We start from the raw sequence: 16,018 nt of genomic DNA, 5'->3' as shown, positions 1-16,018 counted from the left end.
CAGGATTCTATCCATGGCTGGACGACGTACCCTGACCATTATCAAACCGGATGCCTTTGGCGCCGGCAAAGCGGGTCTTATTGTCGCACTGCTGGAAAAGGAGGGCTTTCAGGTTCGGGCTGCCCGGGTCATGCAGCTGACCACGGCGCAAGCCGGGGAGTTCTACGGCGTCCATCGGGATCGCGGGTTCTTCGGCGAACTGGTGGAGTTCATGACCAGCGGCCCATGCATGCCGCTCATCCTGGAGCGAGACGACGCGGTTGCCACGCTCCGAACGGTGATCGGCGCGACCGATCCAGCGGAGGCGGCCGCGGGCACGGTGCGAAAGCTGTATGCCGAGTCGAAGGGTCGGAACGCCATCCATGCCTCGGATTCTGACGAAAACGCCTCCCGCGAGGCGGGGTTCTTTTTCGCTGAGTGCGAGGCGGTGACGGGCTGAAGCGAGTCGGCGACCACTTGGTCTAACTCTGCGTCTGGACTCCACTTGGAGCTCTCCTGGCAGTGGTAGATGGACGGCGGCGGCCCTTGTGTCAGGGGGGTCGCCGCTCTACATTTGACGGCTATGCTGTACTTCGACATTCGGAGTCTGGAGGCCCGTGCGGAAAGCGTCGATGGGACGCTCTCCTCGTCAGATCCGGTGTGGGAGGCCGATGATGTGCGCCCGCTTGGCGAAGGGGTGCAGGTGCAGGGTCGGCTCTCTGCCGCTGGGCATGGTCGATTCTTCTTCAGCGGCACACTGGCAGGCGCGGCGGCCAGTACCTGTCGGCGCTGCCTGATCGAAGTACAGTTGCGGGTTTCAGAAGACTTGCAGTTGCTGTTCGCGGAAGCCAGTCTCGACGAGGGGGAAGAGGACGATGTCGTCCCGATTCCACCGGGATCACGGGAATTGGACATGCGACCAGCGGTGCGTGAAGAATGGCTGCTGGCCGTTCCCGCGTTTGCATTGTGTCGGGACGACTGCAAGGGGATTTGTCCCACTTGCGGCGCCGACCGCAACACCGGCGCATGTACCTGTGCGCCGATTCCTGATGTTCGTTGGGCGGGGCTGCGCGATACGCGCACGCCGGACGCCTGACGATTTTTCTGTCTCGAACGTCCAGGTCAGGGACTCATGGCCGTACCGAAGCGTCGTACCTCAAAGCGCCGCAAGCGCGCTCGCAACACACACAAGACCGCTCCCGCGATCGTCATTCAATCGTGCCCGCAATGCGGGACGATGAAGCGCCCACATCGCGTGTGCGCGGAGTGCGGATTCTACGCGGGTGAGCAGCGAGTCACCGCGCAGGAAGCGTAAGCGTTGGCGCGCATCGCCGTGGATGCCATGGGGGGTGACTATGCTCCTCGGGCCCCCATCGCGGGTTCATTGCACGCGCTCGCTGAGCTTCCGGCCGAGCATGACATCGAGTTGATCGGCCGCTCAGCGGTCATCGAGGCCGAGTTGAACGCCTTGGTGAGCGGTGAGCTGTCGGCACTCGCGCCGCACCGGCACCGTCTCCATGTCGTGGACGCGCCCGAAGTCATCGAAATGACCGACCGGCCGTCGGTGGCCTTGCGCGGCAAGACCAACAGTTCGATGGTCGTCGGCATTCGCCGCGTCGCGGACGGACAGGCCCAGGCGTTTGTGTCCGCCGGTAACACGGGCGCGCAGATGGCCGCATCGCTGATGCTGCTGAAGCTGCACACGGGTCTCACGCGTCCCGCCATCGGCACCATCTTCCCCACCGCGTTGCAGCCCGTGCTGGTGCTTGATTCCGGCGCCAACGTCGACTGCTCCGCGGAAGAGCTCGTGCAGTTCGCCCGAATCGGCGCGGTCTATGCGCGCGACCTGATGGGTCGCGATCGTCCGGCTATCGGCCTGCTCTCCATCGGCGAAGAACCCGAGAAGGGCAATGTGGCGGTGAAGGACGCCCATCAGCGTCTCGCCAAGTCGGACCTCAACTTCATCGGCAATGTCGAAGGACGCGACATTGCGCGCGGGACGTGCGAGCGCGGCGCCATCGATGTCGTCGTGTGCGACGGGTTCACCGGGAATGTGCTGCTCAAGTTCTACGAGGGTCTGGCGCCGATGCTGATCGGGAAAGTCTCCCGGATCGCCGGGATCGATCCTCGCCGAGCGTTTGAGTCGTTGAAGGAACTCGACGCCGATGAGCACGGCGGCGCCCCGCTGTTGGGTGTGCGCGGCGTCTCGGTCATCTCACATGGTCGCAGTTCGCCACGGGCCATGATGAACGCCATTCTGGTGGCGCGGCGCGCGTACGAATCCGGTATGACCGAGGATATCGGACGGGCGTTGGCTCAGGAGGACGTCGCATGAAACGCCCGTTTGCGTATATCGCCGGCACCGGTCACGCGGTGCCGAAACGCATCGTCACCAACGCCGATCTCGCCGCCATGGGGATCGAAACGGATGATGCATGGATCATCGAACGTACCGGCATCCGGCAGCGGCATATCGCCGACGCCAGTGAGTCGCTGACTTCACTGTCCGCCGATGCGGCGCGCCAGGCCATGGCGAAAGCCGGTGTCCAGCCAGGCGAGATCGATACGATTGTGCTCGGGACGGCGTCCCCGGACCATCTGCTTCCCGCGACGGCGGTGGAAGTGCAGACGGCGCTTGGCTGCACGCGCGCCGCCGCGTTTGACCTCGGCGCAGCGTGCTCGGGGTTCCTCTATGGCGCCATCGTGGGTGAGTCGCTCATCGCCAGCGGCAGCGCGGATACCGTGCTGGTCATCGGCGCCGAGAAGCTGAGTGCCATCGTCGACTGGACGGATCGCAATACCTGTATCCTGTTTGCCGATGGCGCTGGCGCCGCAGTGCTGCGCCGCACGCGTGGCGGGCAAAAAGGCATCTTGTCGACGTATATGCGATCGGATGGCGCGCTCGCAGAGTTGTTGTGGCGGCCGGCCGGAGGGGGGGCCGAACCGTTTTCCCCCGAGGTGTTTGACGGCCGTCGACAGTTCGTCCGCATGGCGGGTCGCGAAGTGTTCAAGCATGCCGTGCGATCGATGGCGGAGGCAACAGACCGTGCCCTCGACGCCGCGCGACTTACCGCCGCTGACATCGATCTGCTGATTCCGCATCAGGCGAACATCCGTATCATCGAGGCGACGGCCAAGCACGCCGGCATCGGCATGGATCGCGTGTTTGTGAATGTCGATCGATTCGGGAATACCTCGGCGGCCTCGATTCCCATTGCGTTGAACGATGCCATTGAGCAGGGGCGCGTGAAGGAGGGCATGACCGTGTTGTTCGTTGCGTTTGGCGCCGGATTCACCTGGGGCTCGCTGGTCGTGCGCTTCTAGGCGCACACCAGCCACCGTACACTGCCAGATGATCTCCAGCATCGTAGCGCTCCTTCCAGGGCAGGGCTCGCAGCGCGTCGGCATGGGCAACGATGTCTATGAAGCCTTTCCTGCCGCGCGCGACGCGTATCGGGAAGTGGACGACGCGGTCGGTGCCGCGCTCTCCACACTCGCTTTCGAGGGCCCGGCCGACGAGCTGACCCGCACGCTCAACGCGCAGCCGGCGTTGCTCGCGCACAGCGCGGCGGTGTGGGCCGTGGTGGGTGAGACACTGGGCCCTTCGGTTCGCGCGGCCGCCGGTCATTCGCTCGGTGAGTTTTCCGCCTACCACATCGCCGGCATGTTCGATCTTGCGGACGTCGCGCGCATCGTGCGACGGCGTGGTACGCTGATGTTCGAACAGGGTGTCGCGCGCCCTGGGGCCATGGCCGCGATACTGGGCGTGCTCACCGCGTCCATCGAGTCAATTTGCGCTCAGGCCACCCAAGAGCGCGGATTGGTGGTGCCGGCGAATTTCAACAGCCCCGAACAGGTGGTCATTTCCGGGGAAGTTGCGGGCGTCGATCGGGCCATGGAACTGAGTAAGGAAGCCGGCGCCAAGCGATGCCTGCCGCTCCCGGTCAGCGGCGCATTTCATTCACCGCTCATGCAGGGCGCAGCCGATGGTCTGGCGGCGGCACTGACGGCCGCAAACGCGCACGCGCCGCGACTGCCCGTCGTCGCCAACGTCAACGGCGAAGCGGTGACGGACGCGGGGCGAGCGCGCACACTGCTGGTACAGCAACTCACCGCCCCCGTTCAGTGGACGCTGGTCATGCAACGACTGGTCGCGATGCATCCGGATGCACTCTTCGTCGAGTTCGGGACAGGCGGTGTGCTGACGGGCCTTGCGCGCCGCATTGCCCCCGAAGTGAAAACGGCCACCTGCGGGACGGTCGCCGAGATCGAAAAACTCCTTCAGATGGCCGGTGCCCATGACTGATACGCTGCACGCGCCACGTGTCGAGCTGACAGGCCGAGTCGCCCTGGTGACGGGGTCGACCCGCGGAATCGGTCGGGCGATCGCGGAGACGCTGGCCGCGGCCGGAGCGCGTGTCGCCGTGACGGGCCGCGACCAGTCGCGCGCCGAAGCCGCCGCCGCGGAGATCGCGGCCGCCTCCGGACGTGAGATTCGGGGATATGCCGTTGATGTGGCTGAAAGCGCCCAGGCGGCGGCACTGGTCGAAGCGGTCGAGCGCGACTTCGGTCAGCTCGACATCCTGGTGAACAACGCTAATCTGACTCGTGACAACCTCCTCATCCGCCTCAAGGACGATGACTGGGACGCGGTGATGAACGCCAATTTGCGCGGGGCCTTCGCCACCTGCCGGGCGGCCAGCCGCGGGATGATGAAGCGCCGATGGGGCCGGATCATCAACGTGGCCAGCGTGGTCGGGCTCATCGGCAACAAGGGGCAAGCGAACTACGCGGCAAGCAAGGCCGGGCTCATCGGGATGACAAAGTCCATCGCCAAGGAGCTGGCCTCGCGGAATATTCTGGCCAATGTGGTCGCGCCGGGGTTCATCGAGACCGATATGACGGCCGCGATGCCACCGGAGGCGCGCAGCGCCATGAGCGCAGGAATCCCCCTCGAACGCTTGGGGACGCCCGATGATATTGCGGGCATGGTTGCCGTTCTGGCCTCGGACCTTTCCCGGTATATCACCGGGCAGGTATTCGTGGTGGACGGCGGTCTGGTGATGTAGCTAAGTTCCCACTCTACCTTCTCAACCCAGAGGAATCGTTCCATGTCGGATCACTCGGCCAAGATCAAGGATATCATCGAAAAGGAGCTCGGAGTGGAGCGCGAGAAACTCACGCCCGAGGCGAGCTTCATCGAGGACCTCGGTGCCGATTCGCTCGACATCGTGGAGCTCGTGATGGAGTTCGAGAAGGAGTTCAACATCGACATCCCCGACGAGGATGCGGAGAAGCTCCGCACGGTAGGTGACGCCGTGGCGTACCTCGAGGCGAAGGTCGGCAGCTGATGCGTCGGCGGGTCGTCGTCACAGGGCTTGGCGCGGTGACGCCCGTCGGGAACGACGTGGCGACGACCTGGCAGGCGTTGCTGGCAGGGAAGTCTGGCGCGGCAAACATCACGCGCTTTGACGCATCCAAATACTCGGTACGGTTCGCCTGCGAGGTCAAGGGCTTCGATCCGCTGGCCTACATGGATCGCAAGGAGGCCAAGCGCGCGGACGTGTATTCGCACTATGCCGTGGCGGCCTCATTGCAGGCCGTTGCCGATGCGGGCATCACGCCCGGTTCCGTGGAACCCGAGTCGATGGGGGTCATCATTGGCAGCGGGATTGGTGGCATCCGCAGCTTCGAAGACCAGCACGACGTTTATCGCTCGCTCGGCCCCAGCAAGATTTCCCCGTTCTTCATCCCGATGTTCATCGGCGACATTGCGGCGGGCATCGTGTCCATGCGACTGCAGGCCAAGGGACCGAACTATTCCACCGTCTCGGCCTGTGCGTCAAGCGCGCACGCCATTGGCGACGCGTATCGAATCATTCAGTACGGCGATGCTGACGTGATGGTCGCGGGCGGTTCGGAAGCCGCCGTCACGCCCATGTCCATCGGTGGATTTGCGAACATGGGCGCCCTGTCCTCGCGCAATGACGATCCGGCATCGGCCTCGCGCCCATTTGACGCGGACCGCGACGGGTTTGTCATGGGCGAGGGATCCGGCGTGGTTATCCTCGAGGAACTCGAGCACGCCCGTCGTCGTGGCGCCCGTATCTACGGCGAAGTCGTCGGCTATCGCGCGACCGGTGATGCGTACCACCTCACCGGTCAGCCGGAAGCACATGAGGGCCTTCAGCGCGCCATGCGCGGGGCCCTGAAAGATGCCAGCTTGTCCACCACGGACGTTCAGTACATCAACGCCCATGGGACCTCGACGCCGCTCAATGATCCCAATGAGTCGCGGGGGATCCGGGCAGTCTTCGGCGATCACGCCGAAGTGTTGTCGATCAGTTCCACGAAGTCGGCCACCGGGCACATGCTCGGCGCGGCAGGCGCAACGGAGTTCCTGATCTGCGCCTTGGCGATTCGGGACAACCTGATCCCGCCGACGATCAACTACCACACCCCCGATCCCGAGTGCGATCTGGACTACACGCCGAACACCCCGCGGAAGCGCGTCGTGGACGTCGCGTTGTCGAACAGCTCTGGATTTGGCGGACACAACGTTTCGATCGCGCTCCGACGGTGGCACGAGTAGGCCCGTCGGGGCGTTCATCGCGGTGATGGTTCGCGCGAATTGCTCGCGCATCTGCCCCGGTACGCCCTGATGCCACTGCCCGTTCCATTCGACCTGTCGCGGCTGCGTGATCCGATGCTCGGACCCATCGGCGACAAGCTTGTCGCCGGCGAGCGGCTGACCGACGCCGACGCCGTGACGCTGTTTCGTTCACCCGACTTGCTCGGCGTGGGCGCCATGGCCGACGCCGCCAATCGCGCGCGCCACGGGGATCGCGTGACCTTCGCGGCGAATCAGCACATCAATCCCACCAACATCTGCGTCCTGCGTGCCACCTGCGCTTTTTGCGGCTACGCGCGATTGCCCAAGGAGGACGGCGCCTACCGGTACAGCCTCGAGCAGGTGCTGACCGAGTCCGACCGCGCCGATGGTACGATCACGCGTGAGTTTCACATTGTGGGCGGGCTCGACATGAAGGCTGGGCTCACCTATTACGCCGAGATGTTTCGCGCCCTGAAGCAGCGGCACCCGCAGGTGCATATCAAGGCGCTCACGGCCGTGGAGATCGCCCACATTGCCCGCATCGAGAAGATGACGCGTGAGGACGTGTTGATTGCCTTGCGTGATGCGGGGCTCGACACGCTGCCCGGCGGCGGCGCGGAGACTTTCAGTGCGGCCGTGCGCGACGTGATCGCGGACAAAAAGCTGGGAGGCGCCGACTACCTCGATGTGCATCGCACGGCGCACCGACTGGGTATCCGCTCCAATTGCACGATGCTGTACGGACACGTGGAGTCGATCGAGGACCGCGTGCAGCACTTGGCCTCGTTGCGGGCGCTGCAGGATGAGACGGGGGGGTTCCTCGCCTACATCCCGTTGGCTTATCACCCCGATGACAACGCGCTCGGGAAGACACTGGGGCGAGAAGGGATCGCCAGCACGGGCTTTGACGACCTGCGCAATCTCGCGGTCGGTCGGCTGTTCCTCGACAATTTCGACCACATCAAGTCGCACTGGATCATGGTCACGTCGGCCGTGTCACAGATCGCCTTGCATTTTGGCGTCAATGACATCGAAGGCACCGTGGTGCGCGAGAAGATCTATCACGCCGTGGGCGCGCATACCCCGCAGGGAATGACCTTGCCGGAACTGCTCGCGCTCATTCGCGGCGCGGGCAAGCATCCCGCCGAACGGGACTCGTTCTATCGCGTCCTCCGGGATTTCGATGCCGAAGCCAGCGCTGAAACGTTGGACGCTGTGCTCGCACTCGCTCCGGGTTGATTCGCCATGCAATTGCGCGTTGGCCGCATCCCCTATATCAACTGCTATCCCGTGTACGGCGGGATCGATCGCGGCATCGTGTCCATGGATGGCGCACTGGTCGACGGCATTCCCACCGTGCTCAATCGATTGATGGCGAGCGGCCAGTTGGACGTCAGCGTCGTCTCGGCGGTGGAATACGCGCGTGACGCCAAGCGGTACCTGCTGCTGCCGGAACTGGGCATCACCAGCGATGGACCGGTCCGCAGCGTGATGTTGTTTTCGCGTCGGGATCCGTCAGGCCTTGGCGGTCGGAAGGTGCTCGTGAGCCGCAGCTCCATGACCAGTGTGGCACTGCTCGAGTTGCTCTTCGAGAACGTCTGGCGCTGCGCGCCGGACTTTGTCCCGGGTGATGCTGAGCTGGCCGATCTGGCCCGGTTTGATGAGGAGCCGCATGACGCGCGGCTGGTGATCGGCGATGCCGCGCTGCGCCTCTCCGACGAAGCGAATCGCGGCGGACCGTGGGCCGACCGATATCCGTTTCGCATCGATCTGGGTGAAGCCTGGAAGCAGTGGACCGGCCTGCCGTTCGTCTTTGCGGTGTGGGTGGCGCAGCGCAGTGCACCGGTGCGCGACGCGCTCGGCGTGCACGCCTCGCTCATCGCCTCCCGCGACTGGGGGCTCGAGCATCTTGATGTGCTGGCCGAGGACGCGGCGCGAGCCAGTGGTGTGCCGCGTGAGACCTGCGCGGAGTACCTCTCCGGACTCGATTATCGCTTGTCGTATCCGCATCTGGCAGGCCTGACGGAGTTCTTTCGTCGACTGCTGTTGGTTGGCCGTGTGCCCGACGGTACGCTTTCGTTTCTTCCCGCGGCGTAACGATATCCCTGAGTGACCATGCGCGACTTGCTGGATTTCTACACCAACGCTCCGTTGCTTGAACTCGGCCTCGAAGCCGATCGTATGCGCGCGGCCAGGCATCCGCACAACGTCGTGACCTACATCGTCGACCGGAACATCAACTACACCAACGTGTGTGTGGCCGACTGCGGGTTCTGCGCGTTCTATCGTCGCCCGAAGCACGGCGAGGGATACACGCTGTCCTTCGAGCAGATCGGCGAGAAGATCGAGGAGACCAAGGCGCTGGGTGGCGTGCAGATTCTCATTCAGGGTGGACACAATCCCTATATCCCGTTCGAGTGGTATCTCGACTTGATGCGTTACATCAAGCAGTATCACCCGATTCATATCCACGGGTTCTCGCCCAGCGAGGTGGACTTCTTCTCGACGCGTTTTCGCATGGACGCCCGCGACGTGATCCGCGAGCTCAGGGCGGCGGGTCTCGACTCGATTCCCGGCGGCGGCGGCGAGATTCTGGTGCAACGGGTGCGGGACATCGCCGCCCCCAAGAAGGCGGGTGCTGACCGTTGGCTTGAGGTCATGGAACTCGCGCACAACGAGGGAATGAAGACCTCGGTGACGATGATGTACGGCATCGGCGAAACGCTGGCCGAGCGCCTGGAGCATCTGCAGCGCGTGCGCGAGCTGCAGGCGCGTACCGGCGGATTCACGGCGTTCATCACCTGGCCGCTGCAGCCGGAGAACACGCCGACGATGTCGCACATGCCCAAGACCGATGCGATCACCTACCTGCGCACGGTAGCGATCTCGCGCATTGTGCTCGACAACGTGCCCAATCTGCAGTCCAGCTGGGTCACGATGGGCATGAAGGTCGGACAGATGGCCCTCAGCTATGGATGCAACGACTTCGGGTCGCTCATGATCGAGGAGAACGTGGTGTCCGCGGCCAATACCACGCATCGAACCACCACCGAGGAACTCGAGCGACTGATTCGTGACGCGGGATTCACACCGGCCCGCCGTCGCCAGGACTATTCGATTCTGCGCGACAGTGCCGTGACCGTGGCGGCATGAACGGCAGCGCGAGCAACCTGCGTGTCGGGATTGGCTACGACTCGCATCGCTTTGCCGACGGGGGCCCGATGCGTCTGGGGGGCATCGACGTGCCGTCGGAGGTGCACTGTGCCGGTCACTCGGATGGTGACGCGATCTGTCACGCGGTTACGGACGCGATGTTGGGCGCGGCGGCGCTCGGGGACATCGGCGAGATGTTTCCGGACACCGATCCGGCGCATCGAGGCAAGGACTCGATCATCATGCTGGCCGCGGCGACGCGACGACTGCGCGCGGCAGGCTGGCGGGTGAGCAATGTCGATATCACCGTCATTACGCAGGCGCCGAAGATCGGTCCACAGCGTGAAGCAATGCGAGCGCGGATTGCAGACGCCGTTGGCGTGGCCGTCGACGACGTGTTTGTCAAAGGAAAAACGAACGAAGGCCTGGGATGGATTGGTCGTGGCGAAGGGCTCGCCGTGATGGCAGTCGCCATGATCGTTCGTCAGTCGGACTAGGCATCGGTTGAACGCCATGCAAGCATGGCTTGACTGGCTGTCCACGCTGCCGGCACCGTGGCTGTACGGCGCCATCGCCGTGGCCGCGTTCGCGGAAAACATCTTTCCGCCGCTGCCGGCCGATACGGTCGTGGCACTGGGTGCGTTTGTCGCGGCGCGAGGGCAGGGCACCGCGTTCGGCGCGTGGAGCGCCACCATGATCGGCAACCTCGGTGGAGCAATGGCCATGTTCGCGGTGGGTCGGCGCGTCGGCATGGATTGGCTCAGCGTTCGGCTGCCCAGAGTGTTTCCGCCGGACGCGTCCGCCCGCGTCGCGGAGCGGTTTCACCAACAGGGTCTGGTCGCGATCGTCATCAGTCGTTTCCTCCCGGGGGTGCGCGCCCTCGTTCCGCCAGTGGCCGGTGCGATCGGCATGAAGGCCGTGCGCACCGCGTTGGCCATGGCGATCGCGTCTGGTGCGTGGTACGGAGTGGTCTGCTGGTTGGCGTTTCGCGCGGGCGCGAATGCCGACGTCCTGTTGGCGCGAATCGCCGCGCAGCAGCGGATCGCCGGGGGCATTGCCGCGTCCGTCGTCCTGCTGGGCGTGGGGGTCCTCATCTGGCGCCGTCGAGGCCGCGCGTGAGCGCCGATCATCCTGACGCCGACGAACACGCCCTCGTCGGACCGTTCCATCTGCGCACCTTTGAGGACGCGCTCACGCTGGAAGACGGGGCATCGCCCAGGACCCTCGACGCCTACCGGCACGATGTCATTCGTTGCGCCACGTTCATGCGCGCGAACGGCATCACCAACGTCGCCACCATTACGCCGGCGGCGCTGCGGGAATTCATCTACCACCTGAAAGATCTCGGGTTGGCAGGGAGTTCGATTCGGCGGAACATCTCGGCCCTGCGGACGTGGTACCGCGTGCTGCTGGCGGAGGGCATTGTCACACACGATCCGACCGAACGACTCGACTCGCCGCAACGATGGCGCGCACTGCCCGAGGTCCTCAGTGTCGACGAGGTCACGCGACTGCTGGCCGCCCCGGGACTCGATGAGCGACTCGCCTTTCGTGATCGGGCCATGCTGGAGTTGGCGTACGGGGCGGGGCTGCGCGTTTCGGAGTGGATCGGGCTGGCCGTGAAGGACGTGCTCTTGCAGGACGGCCTGGTGAGGGTGTTTGGCAAGGGCAGCAAAGAGCGCCTCGTGCCCATTGGTCGCTCGGCGATCGGCGCGGTGGCGGTCTATGTCCGGGAACTCCGCCCAGTGCTCGAACGCGGCAACGGGAGGGGCACCCTGTTCCTCAATGCCCAGGGGCGACCATTGAGTCGCATGGGCGCATGGAAGATCCTGCGAAAGTACGTGACGTTGGCCGGAATCGAGAAATCCGTGTCCCCGCACACCCTGCGGCATTCATTCGCCACGCACCTGCTGGAAGGCGGGGCTGACTTGCGCGCCGTGCAGGAGATGCTTGGCCACGCCGATATCGCGACGACGCAGATCTACACGCATGTCGATCGTGAGTATCTTCGGAGCGTCCACCGGCAATTCCATCCGAGACCCTGACCCGCTGGCTCCCACGTGATCGACGCCTCATGATTCTCGTGATCGACAACTACGACTCATTCACCTACAATCTGGTGCAGTATCTGGGTGAACTGGGAGAAACGGTGACGGTACGCCGCAACGACGCGCTGACGGTCGACGAGGTATTGCGTCTGGCGCCTGACGCGATCGTGGTGTCCCCGGGTCCATGCACGCCAACCGAAGCGGGCATCTCAGTGGAGTTGATCCGGCGCGCGGGTCCGCACATCCCGCTGCTTGGAGTCTGCCTGGGCCACCAGGCCATTGGCGAGGCATTCGGCGGCCGCGTGATTCGCGCGTCCCGCGTCATGCATGGCAAGCCGTCGACAATTGCGCACGACGGCACCCGACTGTTTGCCGACATCCCGTCGCCCGCCTCCGTGATGCGTTATCACTCGCTGATCGTCGAGCGGGCGACCCTGCCCGCCGAACTGGAAATCACGGCCGTCGCCACGGATGATCCGAACGAAATTCATGCCCTGCAGCACCGCATTCATCCCGTGTGGGGCGTGCAATTTCATCCGGAATCGATCCTCACCGAACATGGCCGGACCATCCTCGTGAACTTTCTGAAGATGGCGGCGAGCGCGCGGGCCGCGCGCGCCGCCTGACGATCAGCGTTCGGGCGGCGCGTCCGGGGGCGACTCATGTCGCGGCGGTATCCATAGGGACAAGAGGACGCTGGACAGCAGGAAAGCGGCAACCAGCGCCAGCGAGATTCCGATGCCGAGCGGAAAGATGTCAGAGAGCAACATCTTCATGCCGACGAATGCCAGGACCAGCGCCAGTCCGTACTTGAGCAGGTGAAATTTCGAGATGACGCCCGCCAGGACGAAATACATCGACCGGAGCCCCAGGATGGCGAAGACATTCGACGTGTAGACCAGGAACGGCTTCTGCGTGACACCGAAGATCGCCGGAATGGAATCCACGGCGAACACCACATCCGTCGTTTCCACGAGAGCCAACACCAGGAACAGCGGCGTCGCCACGAGGCGGACTGCTCCGCCCGGGGAAAGCGGCTCCCGCACAAAGAAATGTTCGCCGTGGAAACGGGCGGTGATCGGTACAATCCGCCGCACGAACCGAATGACCGGATTCGCCTCTGGCTCGATGTCCGATTCGCCACCGAATGCCATGCGAAGACCGGTAAACACAAGGAACGCGCCGAAGACGTAGATGATCCAGTGAAAATGGGCAATCAGCGCCGCACCGGCGCCGATCATCAGCCCCCGCATGACGAGCGCACCGAGAATGCCCCAGAACAGCACCCGATGCTGCAGCATCGGGGCGATTTTGAAGTAGCCGAATATCAGGATGAAGACGAACAGGTTGTCCACCGACAACGCCTGTTCGACCACATACCCGGCATAGAACTCCAGCATCGATTGCCGGCCCATGGCGCGGCCAATCCAGAGCCCAAAGAGCACCGCCAGGGATACCCAGAGCGCACTCCAGCCCAGGGCCGCCCGCACGCTGACCGCGTGTGCTTTGCGATTGAAGACGCCCAGGTCGATGGCCAGCAGCACCAGGATCAGGGTATTGAATCCAATCCACCACCAAACGTTCGGCATGCCCATGGGCTAAGGGAAATCGCGACCCGACACGCTGCGAGGAAGCGTTTGCCTTCGCGCGACGGACTTCGTATCTTACATGGCGTGAATTTTGCTGCAACTACGTTCCCATCGACTCGTCGATGCCTGTCCTGGCCGTGATCCCGGCGCGCCTCGGTGCCACGCGGTTGCCGCGCAAGCCTCTCCGCCTTTTGGCCGGGCTTCCGCTGGTCGTCCGAGTCTACCAACGCGTGGTGGCGCTCGGTGTGGCCGACCATAGTGTGGTGGCCACCGACTCCGACGAAGTCGCCGAACAGTGCGTCCTTCACGGGATTCCGGTCGTTCTGACATCGATCGAGCATCCATCGGGCACCGACCGCGTGGCGGAAGTGGCGGCCCGTCCGGAATACCGCGGATTTGACATCATCCTGAACGTACAAGGCGACGAGCCGTTTGTGTCGTTCGCGGCGCTTTCCGGGGCCGTCGCGATTGTTGCAGCGCATCGGGCGTCCATTGGCACGGCGGCCGTTCCCGCCGACGTCGGAGTGCTGGAACGGCCCGACGTCGTGAAAGTCGTGTGCACGGATGACGGGTTGGCGCTCTACTTTTCGCGGGCACCCATTCCCTTTCTGCGTGACGGCAGCGATCGCGCACTGCGGCAGCCGCTGGTCCGCCAGCACGTCGGGGTGTACGCGTACACCCGTGACGCGTTGCAGGCATGGGTGACGTGGCCGCCGCATCCGCTCGAATTGATCGAACGTCTGGAGCAACTCCGGCCGCTCGCCCATGGCGTGGCGATCGGCGTCGCCGATGTGCCCGCCGTTGATGGCGGGATCGACACCGAAGAAGATCTGGCCCACGCCAATGTGCGCTGGGCGCTGCTGAACACGGCGGGAACACCGCTGCATCGTCATCTGACCCCGAGCCAGGAACACGCCTGATGTCCACCAATCACATGGCCAGCAGCCAGACCACCGCGCCGATACATCTTCGTCACCGGCGGAGTGGTGTCGTCGCTGGGCAAGGGTATCGCCGCCGCGTCGCTGGGTCGACTGCTCGTCGAGCGCGGATTCCGCGTGACGATGATGAAGCTCGACCCCTATCTCAACGTCGACCCCGGCACCATGTCGCCGTTCCAGCACGGCGAGGTGTTTGTCACCGACGATGGCGCGGAGACGGACCTCGATCTCGGGCACTACGAACGTTTCCTTGACCGCCCGCTGTCGCAGGCCAACAACATCACCACGGGTCGCATCTACTCGAATGTCATCACCAAGGAACGGCGCGGTGAGTACCTCGGGTCGACGGTGCAGGTCATCCCGCACATCACCGACGAAATCAAGCTCGCGATCAAACGGATCGCGCCCGGCAACGATGTCGTGCTGGTGGAAATTGGCGGGACGGTTGGCGACATCGAATCGCTGCCATTCCTCGAGGCCATCCGACAGTTCCGGCGTGAGGTCGGCAAGGAGAACGCGATGTTCGTGCACCTGACGCTGGTGCCGTACATCGCGGCCGCGGGCGAAGTGAAGACCAAACCCACGCAGCATTCAGTACGGGAATTGATGGAGATCGGTATTCAACCCGACTTCCTCATCTGTCGCACCGAGCGCCCGCTGGGTGACGACGTCAAGCGCAAGATCGCGTTGTTCTGCAACGTGGACTTCGGCGCCGTGATCGAGAGCGCGGATGTCCCCACGATCTACGAGATTCCCCTGTCCTTCGAGGCACAGGGATTTGCCGAGCGCGTCATGGAGCGCCTGCGCCTCACGGCGCCCACGCCGGATCTCGCCGCCTGGCGCGCCATGGTGCAGCGCATCACCAAGCCGCGCGCGCGCGTGAAGATCTGCGTGGTTGGCAAGTACACCGACTACATCGACAGCTATAAGAGCGTGCACGAAGCCTTGATTCACGGGGGCATTGCCAATGACGTCGGCGTGGATCTCGCCTGGACATCGAGTGACGCGTTCACATCGCCAGAGCGTGCGCGCGAAATTCTGGCGGCGTTCGACGGCCTGCTCGTTCCCGGCGGATTCGGCGTACGCGGCGTCGAGGGAATGGTGGAAGCCATTCGGGCCGCCCGCGAAATGCAGCTGCCGTTCTTCGGTATCTGTCTTGGCATGCAGGTGGCCATCATCGAATTCTCGCGCCATGTCCTGGGCCTGGGCGAAAGCCATTCCAGTGAGTTCGCGCCGGAATGCGCCGATCCGGTCATTTCACTCCTGGACTCGCAACGCGAAGTCACCGACAAGGGCGGCACCATGCGATTGGGTGCGTACCCGTGCCGACTGCGTCCGGGCTCGAAGGCGGCGGAGATCTACGGGCAGCCAGAGGTCAGTGAACGCCATCGGCATCGCTACGAGGTCTCCAATCGGTATCGCGAATCGTTTGTCGAACACGGGCTGAAGCTGAGCGGTCTTTCACCGGATGGTTCGTTGGTGGAGATGATCGAACTACCCGCTCACCCGTGGTTCATCGGCTGTCAGTTCCATCCCGAGCTGCAGTCCCGTCCGCTGCGCCCGCATCCGTTGTTCGCCGGATTTGTGGCGGCGGCCGATCGTCATCGCCGCGAGGATGGCCAGGCGGCGGTGTCGGCAGCACAGGCCCAGATGCCGGCACCGTCGCCGGTCGGGGTGAACGCTGAAAGCGCGCGCTGA

General features: G+C 64.2%; 19 protein-coding genes. 18 read left to right on the top strand and 1 reads right to left on the bottom strand.

Annotated features, from left to right (window positions below; genetic code table 11):
- The first annotated feature begins 13 nt into the window (after positions 1 to 13).
- The 16 genes from ndk (at position 14) to IPP90_17135 (ending at position 12,419) form a co-directional block, all read left to right on the top strand.
- Positions 14 to 439, top strand: coding sequence for a nucleoside-diphosphate kinase (gene ndk / locus IPP90_17210; protein MBL0172418.1), 426 nt, complete (start codon positions 14 to 16; stop codon positions 437 to 439).
- 114 nt (positions 440 to 553) lie between these two features.
- Positions 554 to 1,075 carry a DUF177 domain-containing protein gene (locus IPP90_17205; GenBank protein MBL0172417.1) on the top strand — a complete coding sequence of 174 codons (522 nt, stop codon included), beginning with the start codon at positions 554 to 556 and terminating at the stop codon, positions 1,073 to 1,075.
- Positions 1,076 to 1,111: 36 nt separating this feature from the next.
- Positions 1,112 to 1,294 carry a 50S ribosomal protein L32 gene (gene rpmF / locus IPP90_17200; protein MBL0172416.1) on the top strand — a complete coding sequence of 61 codons (183 nt, stop codon included), beginning with the start codon at positions 1,112 to 1,114 and terminating at the stop codon, positions 1,292 to 1,294.
- 27 nt (positions 1,295 to 1,321) lie between these two features.
- A complete protein-coding gene (gene plsX, locus IPP90_17195; GenBank protein MBL0172415.1) occupies positions 1,322 to 2,314 on the top strand; it encodes a phosphate acyltransferase PlsX in 993 nt (330 codons plus the stop codon).
- The gene (locus tag IPP90_17190) at positions 2,311 to 3,303 is read left to right on the top strand and encodes a ketoacyl-ACP synthase III (protein ID MBL0172414.1); all 993 of its coding nucleotides are present in this window, start codon (positions 2,311 to 2,313) and stop codon (positions 3,301 to 3,303) included. Before plsX ends, IPP90_17190 begins: the two co-directional genes overlap by 4 nt.
- 28 nt (positions 3,304 to 3,331) lie before the next feature.
- Positions 3,332 to 4,285, top strand: coding sequence for an ACP S-malonyltransferase (fabD, locus tag IPP90_17185; protein ID MBL0172413.1), 954 nt, complete (start codon positions 3,332 to 3,334; stop codon positions 4,283 to 4,285).
- Positions 4,278 to 5,048 carry a 3-oxoacyl-[acyl-carrier-protein] reductase gene (fabG, locus tag IPP90_17180; protein MBL0172412.1) on the top strand — a complete coding sequence of 257 codons (771 nt, stop codon included), beginning with the start codon at positions 4,278 to 4,280 and terminating at the stop codon, positions 5,046 to 5,048. Before fabD ends, fabG begins: the two co-directional genes overlap by 8 nt.
- Positions 5,049 to 5,090: 42 nt before the next feature.
- Entirely contained in the window at positions 5,091 to 5,330 is a 240-nt protein-coding gene (locus IPP90_17175) for an acyl carrier protein (GenBank protein MBL0172411.1), read from the top strand.
- Complete coding sequence (gene fabF / locus IPP90_17170) at positions 5,330 to 6,571, top strand: beta-ketoacyl-ACP synthase II (GenBank protein MBL0172410.1); 1,242 nt, start codon at positions 5,330 to 5,332, stop codon at positions 6,569 to 6,571. Before IPP90_17175 ends, fabF begins: the two co-directional genes overlap by 1 nt.
- 69 nt (positions 6,572 to 6,640) lie before the next feature.
- Positions 6,641 to 7,831, top strand: coding sequence for a CofH family radical SAM protein (locus tag IPP90_17165; protein MBL0172409.1), 1,191 nt, complete (start codon positions 6,641 to 6,643; stop codon positions 7,829 to 7,831).
- A 6-nt stretch (positions 7,832 to 7,837) separates the two neighbouring features.
- The gene (locus tag IPP90_17160; protein MBL0172408.1) at positions 7,838 to 8,689 is read left to right on the top strand and encodes a menaquinone biosynthesis protein; all 852 of its coding nucleotides are present in this window, start codon (positions 7,838 to 7,840) and stop codon (positions 8,687 to 8,689) included.
- An 18-nt stretch (positions 8,690 to 8,707) separates the two neighbouring features.
- Positions 8,708 to 9,745, top strand: a complete 1,038-nt coding sequence (mqnC, locus tag IPP90_17155; protein MBL0172407.1) for a dehypoxanthine futalosine cyclase — start codon at positions 8,708 to 8,710, stop codon at positions 9,743 to 9,745.
- Between the two features lie 17 nt (positions 9,746 to 9,762).
- On the top strand, positions 9,763 to 10,242 hold the full coding sequence (ispF, locus tag IPP90_17150; protein ID MBL0172406.1) for a 2-C-methyl-D-erythritol 2,4-cyclodiphosphate synthase: 480 nt from the start codon (positions 9,763 to 9,765) through the stop codon (positions 10,240 to 10,242).
- 16 nt (positions 10,243 to 10,258) lie between these two features.
- The gene (locus IPP90_17145; GenBank protein ID MBL0172405.1) at positions 10,259 to 10,864 is read left to right on the top strand and encodes a DedA family protein; all 606 of its coding nucleotides are present in this window, start codon (positions 10,259 to 10,261) and stop codon (positions 10,862 to 10,864) included.
- Positions 10,840 to 11,790, top strand: coding sequence for a site-specific tyrosine recombinase XerD (xerD, locus tag IPP90_17140; protein MBL0172404.1), 951 nt, complete (start codon positions 10,840 to 10,842; stop codon positions 11,788 to 11,790). Before IPP90_17145 ends, xerD begins: the two co-directional genes overlap by 25 nt.
- Positions 11,791 to 11,819: 29 nt before the next feature.
- Positions 11,820 to 12,419, top strand: a complete 600-nt coding sequence (locus IPP90_17135) for an aminodeoxychorismate/anthranilate synthase component II (protein ID MBL0172403.1) — start codon at positions 11,820 to 11,822, stop codon at positions 12,417 to 12,419.
- A 3-nt stretch (positions 12,420 to 12,422) separates the two neighbouring features.
- Here the strand turns inward: IPP90_17135 and IPP90_17130 are convergent, their stop codons facing one another.
- Complete coding sequence (locus IPP90_17130; GenBank protein MBL0172402.1) at positions 12,423 to 13,382, bottom strand: TerC family protein; 960 nt, start codon at positions 13,380 to 13,382, stop codon at positions 12,423 to 12,425.
- Positions 13,383 to 13,504: 122 nt separating this feature from the next.
- On the opposite strand from IPP90_17130, the gene kdsB reads away from it, so the two are divergent.
- Together kdsB and IPP90_17120 are read left to right on the top strand one after the other, a co-directional pair.
- A complete protein-coding gene (kdsB, locus tag IPP90_17125) occupies positions 13,505 to 14,302 on the top strand; it encodes a 3-deoxy-manno-octulosonate cytidylyltransferase (protein MBL0172401.1) in 798 nt (265 codons plus the stop codon).
- A 9-nt stretch (positions 14,303 to 14,311) separates the two neighbouring features.
- The gene (locus IPP90_17120) at positions 14,312 to 16,018 is read left to right on the top strand and encodes a CTP synthase (GenBank protein ID MBL0172400.1); all 1,707 of its coding nucleotides are present in this window, start codon (positions 14,312 to 14,314) and stop codon (positions 16,016 to 16,018) included.

The sequence above is a fragment of the Gemmatimonadaceae bacterium genome (assembly GCA_016720905.1).
Classification (GTDB): domain Bacteria; phylum Gemmatimonadota; class Gemmatimonadetes; order Gemmatimonadales; family Gemmatimonadaceae; genus Gemmatimonas.
This window is presented reverse-complemented; position numbering and strand designations above follow the sequence as displayed.

Excerpts from the sequence above, each read along its gene's own strand:
- ndk (MBL0172418.1), top strand. The coding sequence starts at position 14 with ATGGCTGGACGACGTACCCTGACCATTATCAAACCGGATGCCTTTGGC.
- rpmF (MBL0172416.1), top strand. The coding sequence starts at position 1,112 with ATGGCCGTACCGAAGCGTCGTACCTCAAAGCGCCGCAAGCGCGCTCGC.
- plsX (MBL0172415.1), top strand. The coding sequence starts at position 1,322 with ATGGGGGGTGACTATGCTCCTCGGGCCCCCATCGCGGGTTCATTGCAC.
- IPP90_17190 (MBL0172414.1), top strand. The coding sequence starts at position 2,311 with ATGAAACGCCCGTTTGCGTATATCGCCGGCACCGGTCACGCGGTGCCG.
- fabD (MBL0172413.1), top strand. The coding sequence starts at position 3,332 with ATGATCTCCAGCATCGTAGCGCTCCTTCCAGGGCAGGGCTCGCAGCGC.
- fabG (MBL0172412.1), top strand. The coding sequence starts at position 4,278 with ATGACTGATACGCTGCACGCGCCACGTGTCGAGCTGACAGGCCGAGTC.
- IPP90_17175 (MBL0172411.1), top strand. The coding sequence starts at position 5,091 with ATGTCGGATCACTCGGCCAAGATCAAGGATATCATCGAAAAGGAGCTC.
- fabF (MBL0172410.1), top strand. The coding sequence starts at position 5,330 with ATGCGTCGGCGGGTCGTCGTCACAGGGCTTGGCGCGGTGACGCCCGTC.
- IPP90_17165 (MBL0172409.1), top strand. The coding sequence starts at position 6,641 with ATGCCACTGCCCGTTCCATTCGACCTGTCGCGGCTGCGTGATCCGATG.
- IPP90_17160 (MBL0172408.1), top strand. The coding sequence starts at position 7,838 with ATGCAATTGCGCGTTGGCCGCATCCCCTATATCAACTGCTATCCCGTG.
- mqnC (MBL0172407.1), top strand. The coding sequence starts at position 8,708 with ATGCGCGACTTGCTGGATTTCTACACCAACGCTCCGTTGCTTGAACTC.
- IPP90_17145 (MBL0172405.1), top strand. The coding sequence starts at position 10,259 with ATGCAAGCATGGCTTGACTGGCTGTCCACGCTGCCGGCACCGTGGCTG.
- IPP90_17135 (MBL0172403.1), top strand. The coding sequence starts at position 11,820 with ATGATTCTCGTGATCGACAACTACGACTCATTCACCTACAATCTGGTG.
- IPP90_17130 (MBL0172402.1), bottom strand. The coding sequence starts at position 13,382 with ATGCCGAACGTTTGGTGGTGGATTGGATTCAATACCCTGATCCTGGTG.
- kdsB (MBL0172401.1), top strand. The coding sequence starts at position 13,505 with ATGCCTGTCCTGGCCGTGATCCCGGCGCGCCTCGGTGCCACGCGGTTG.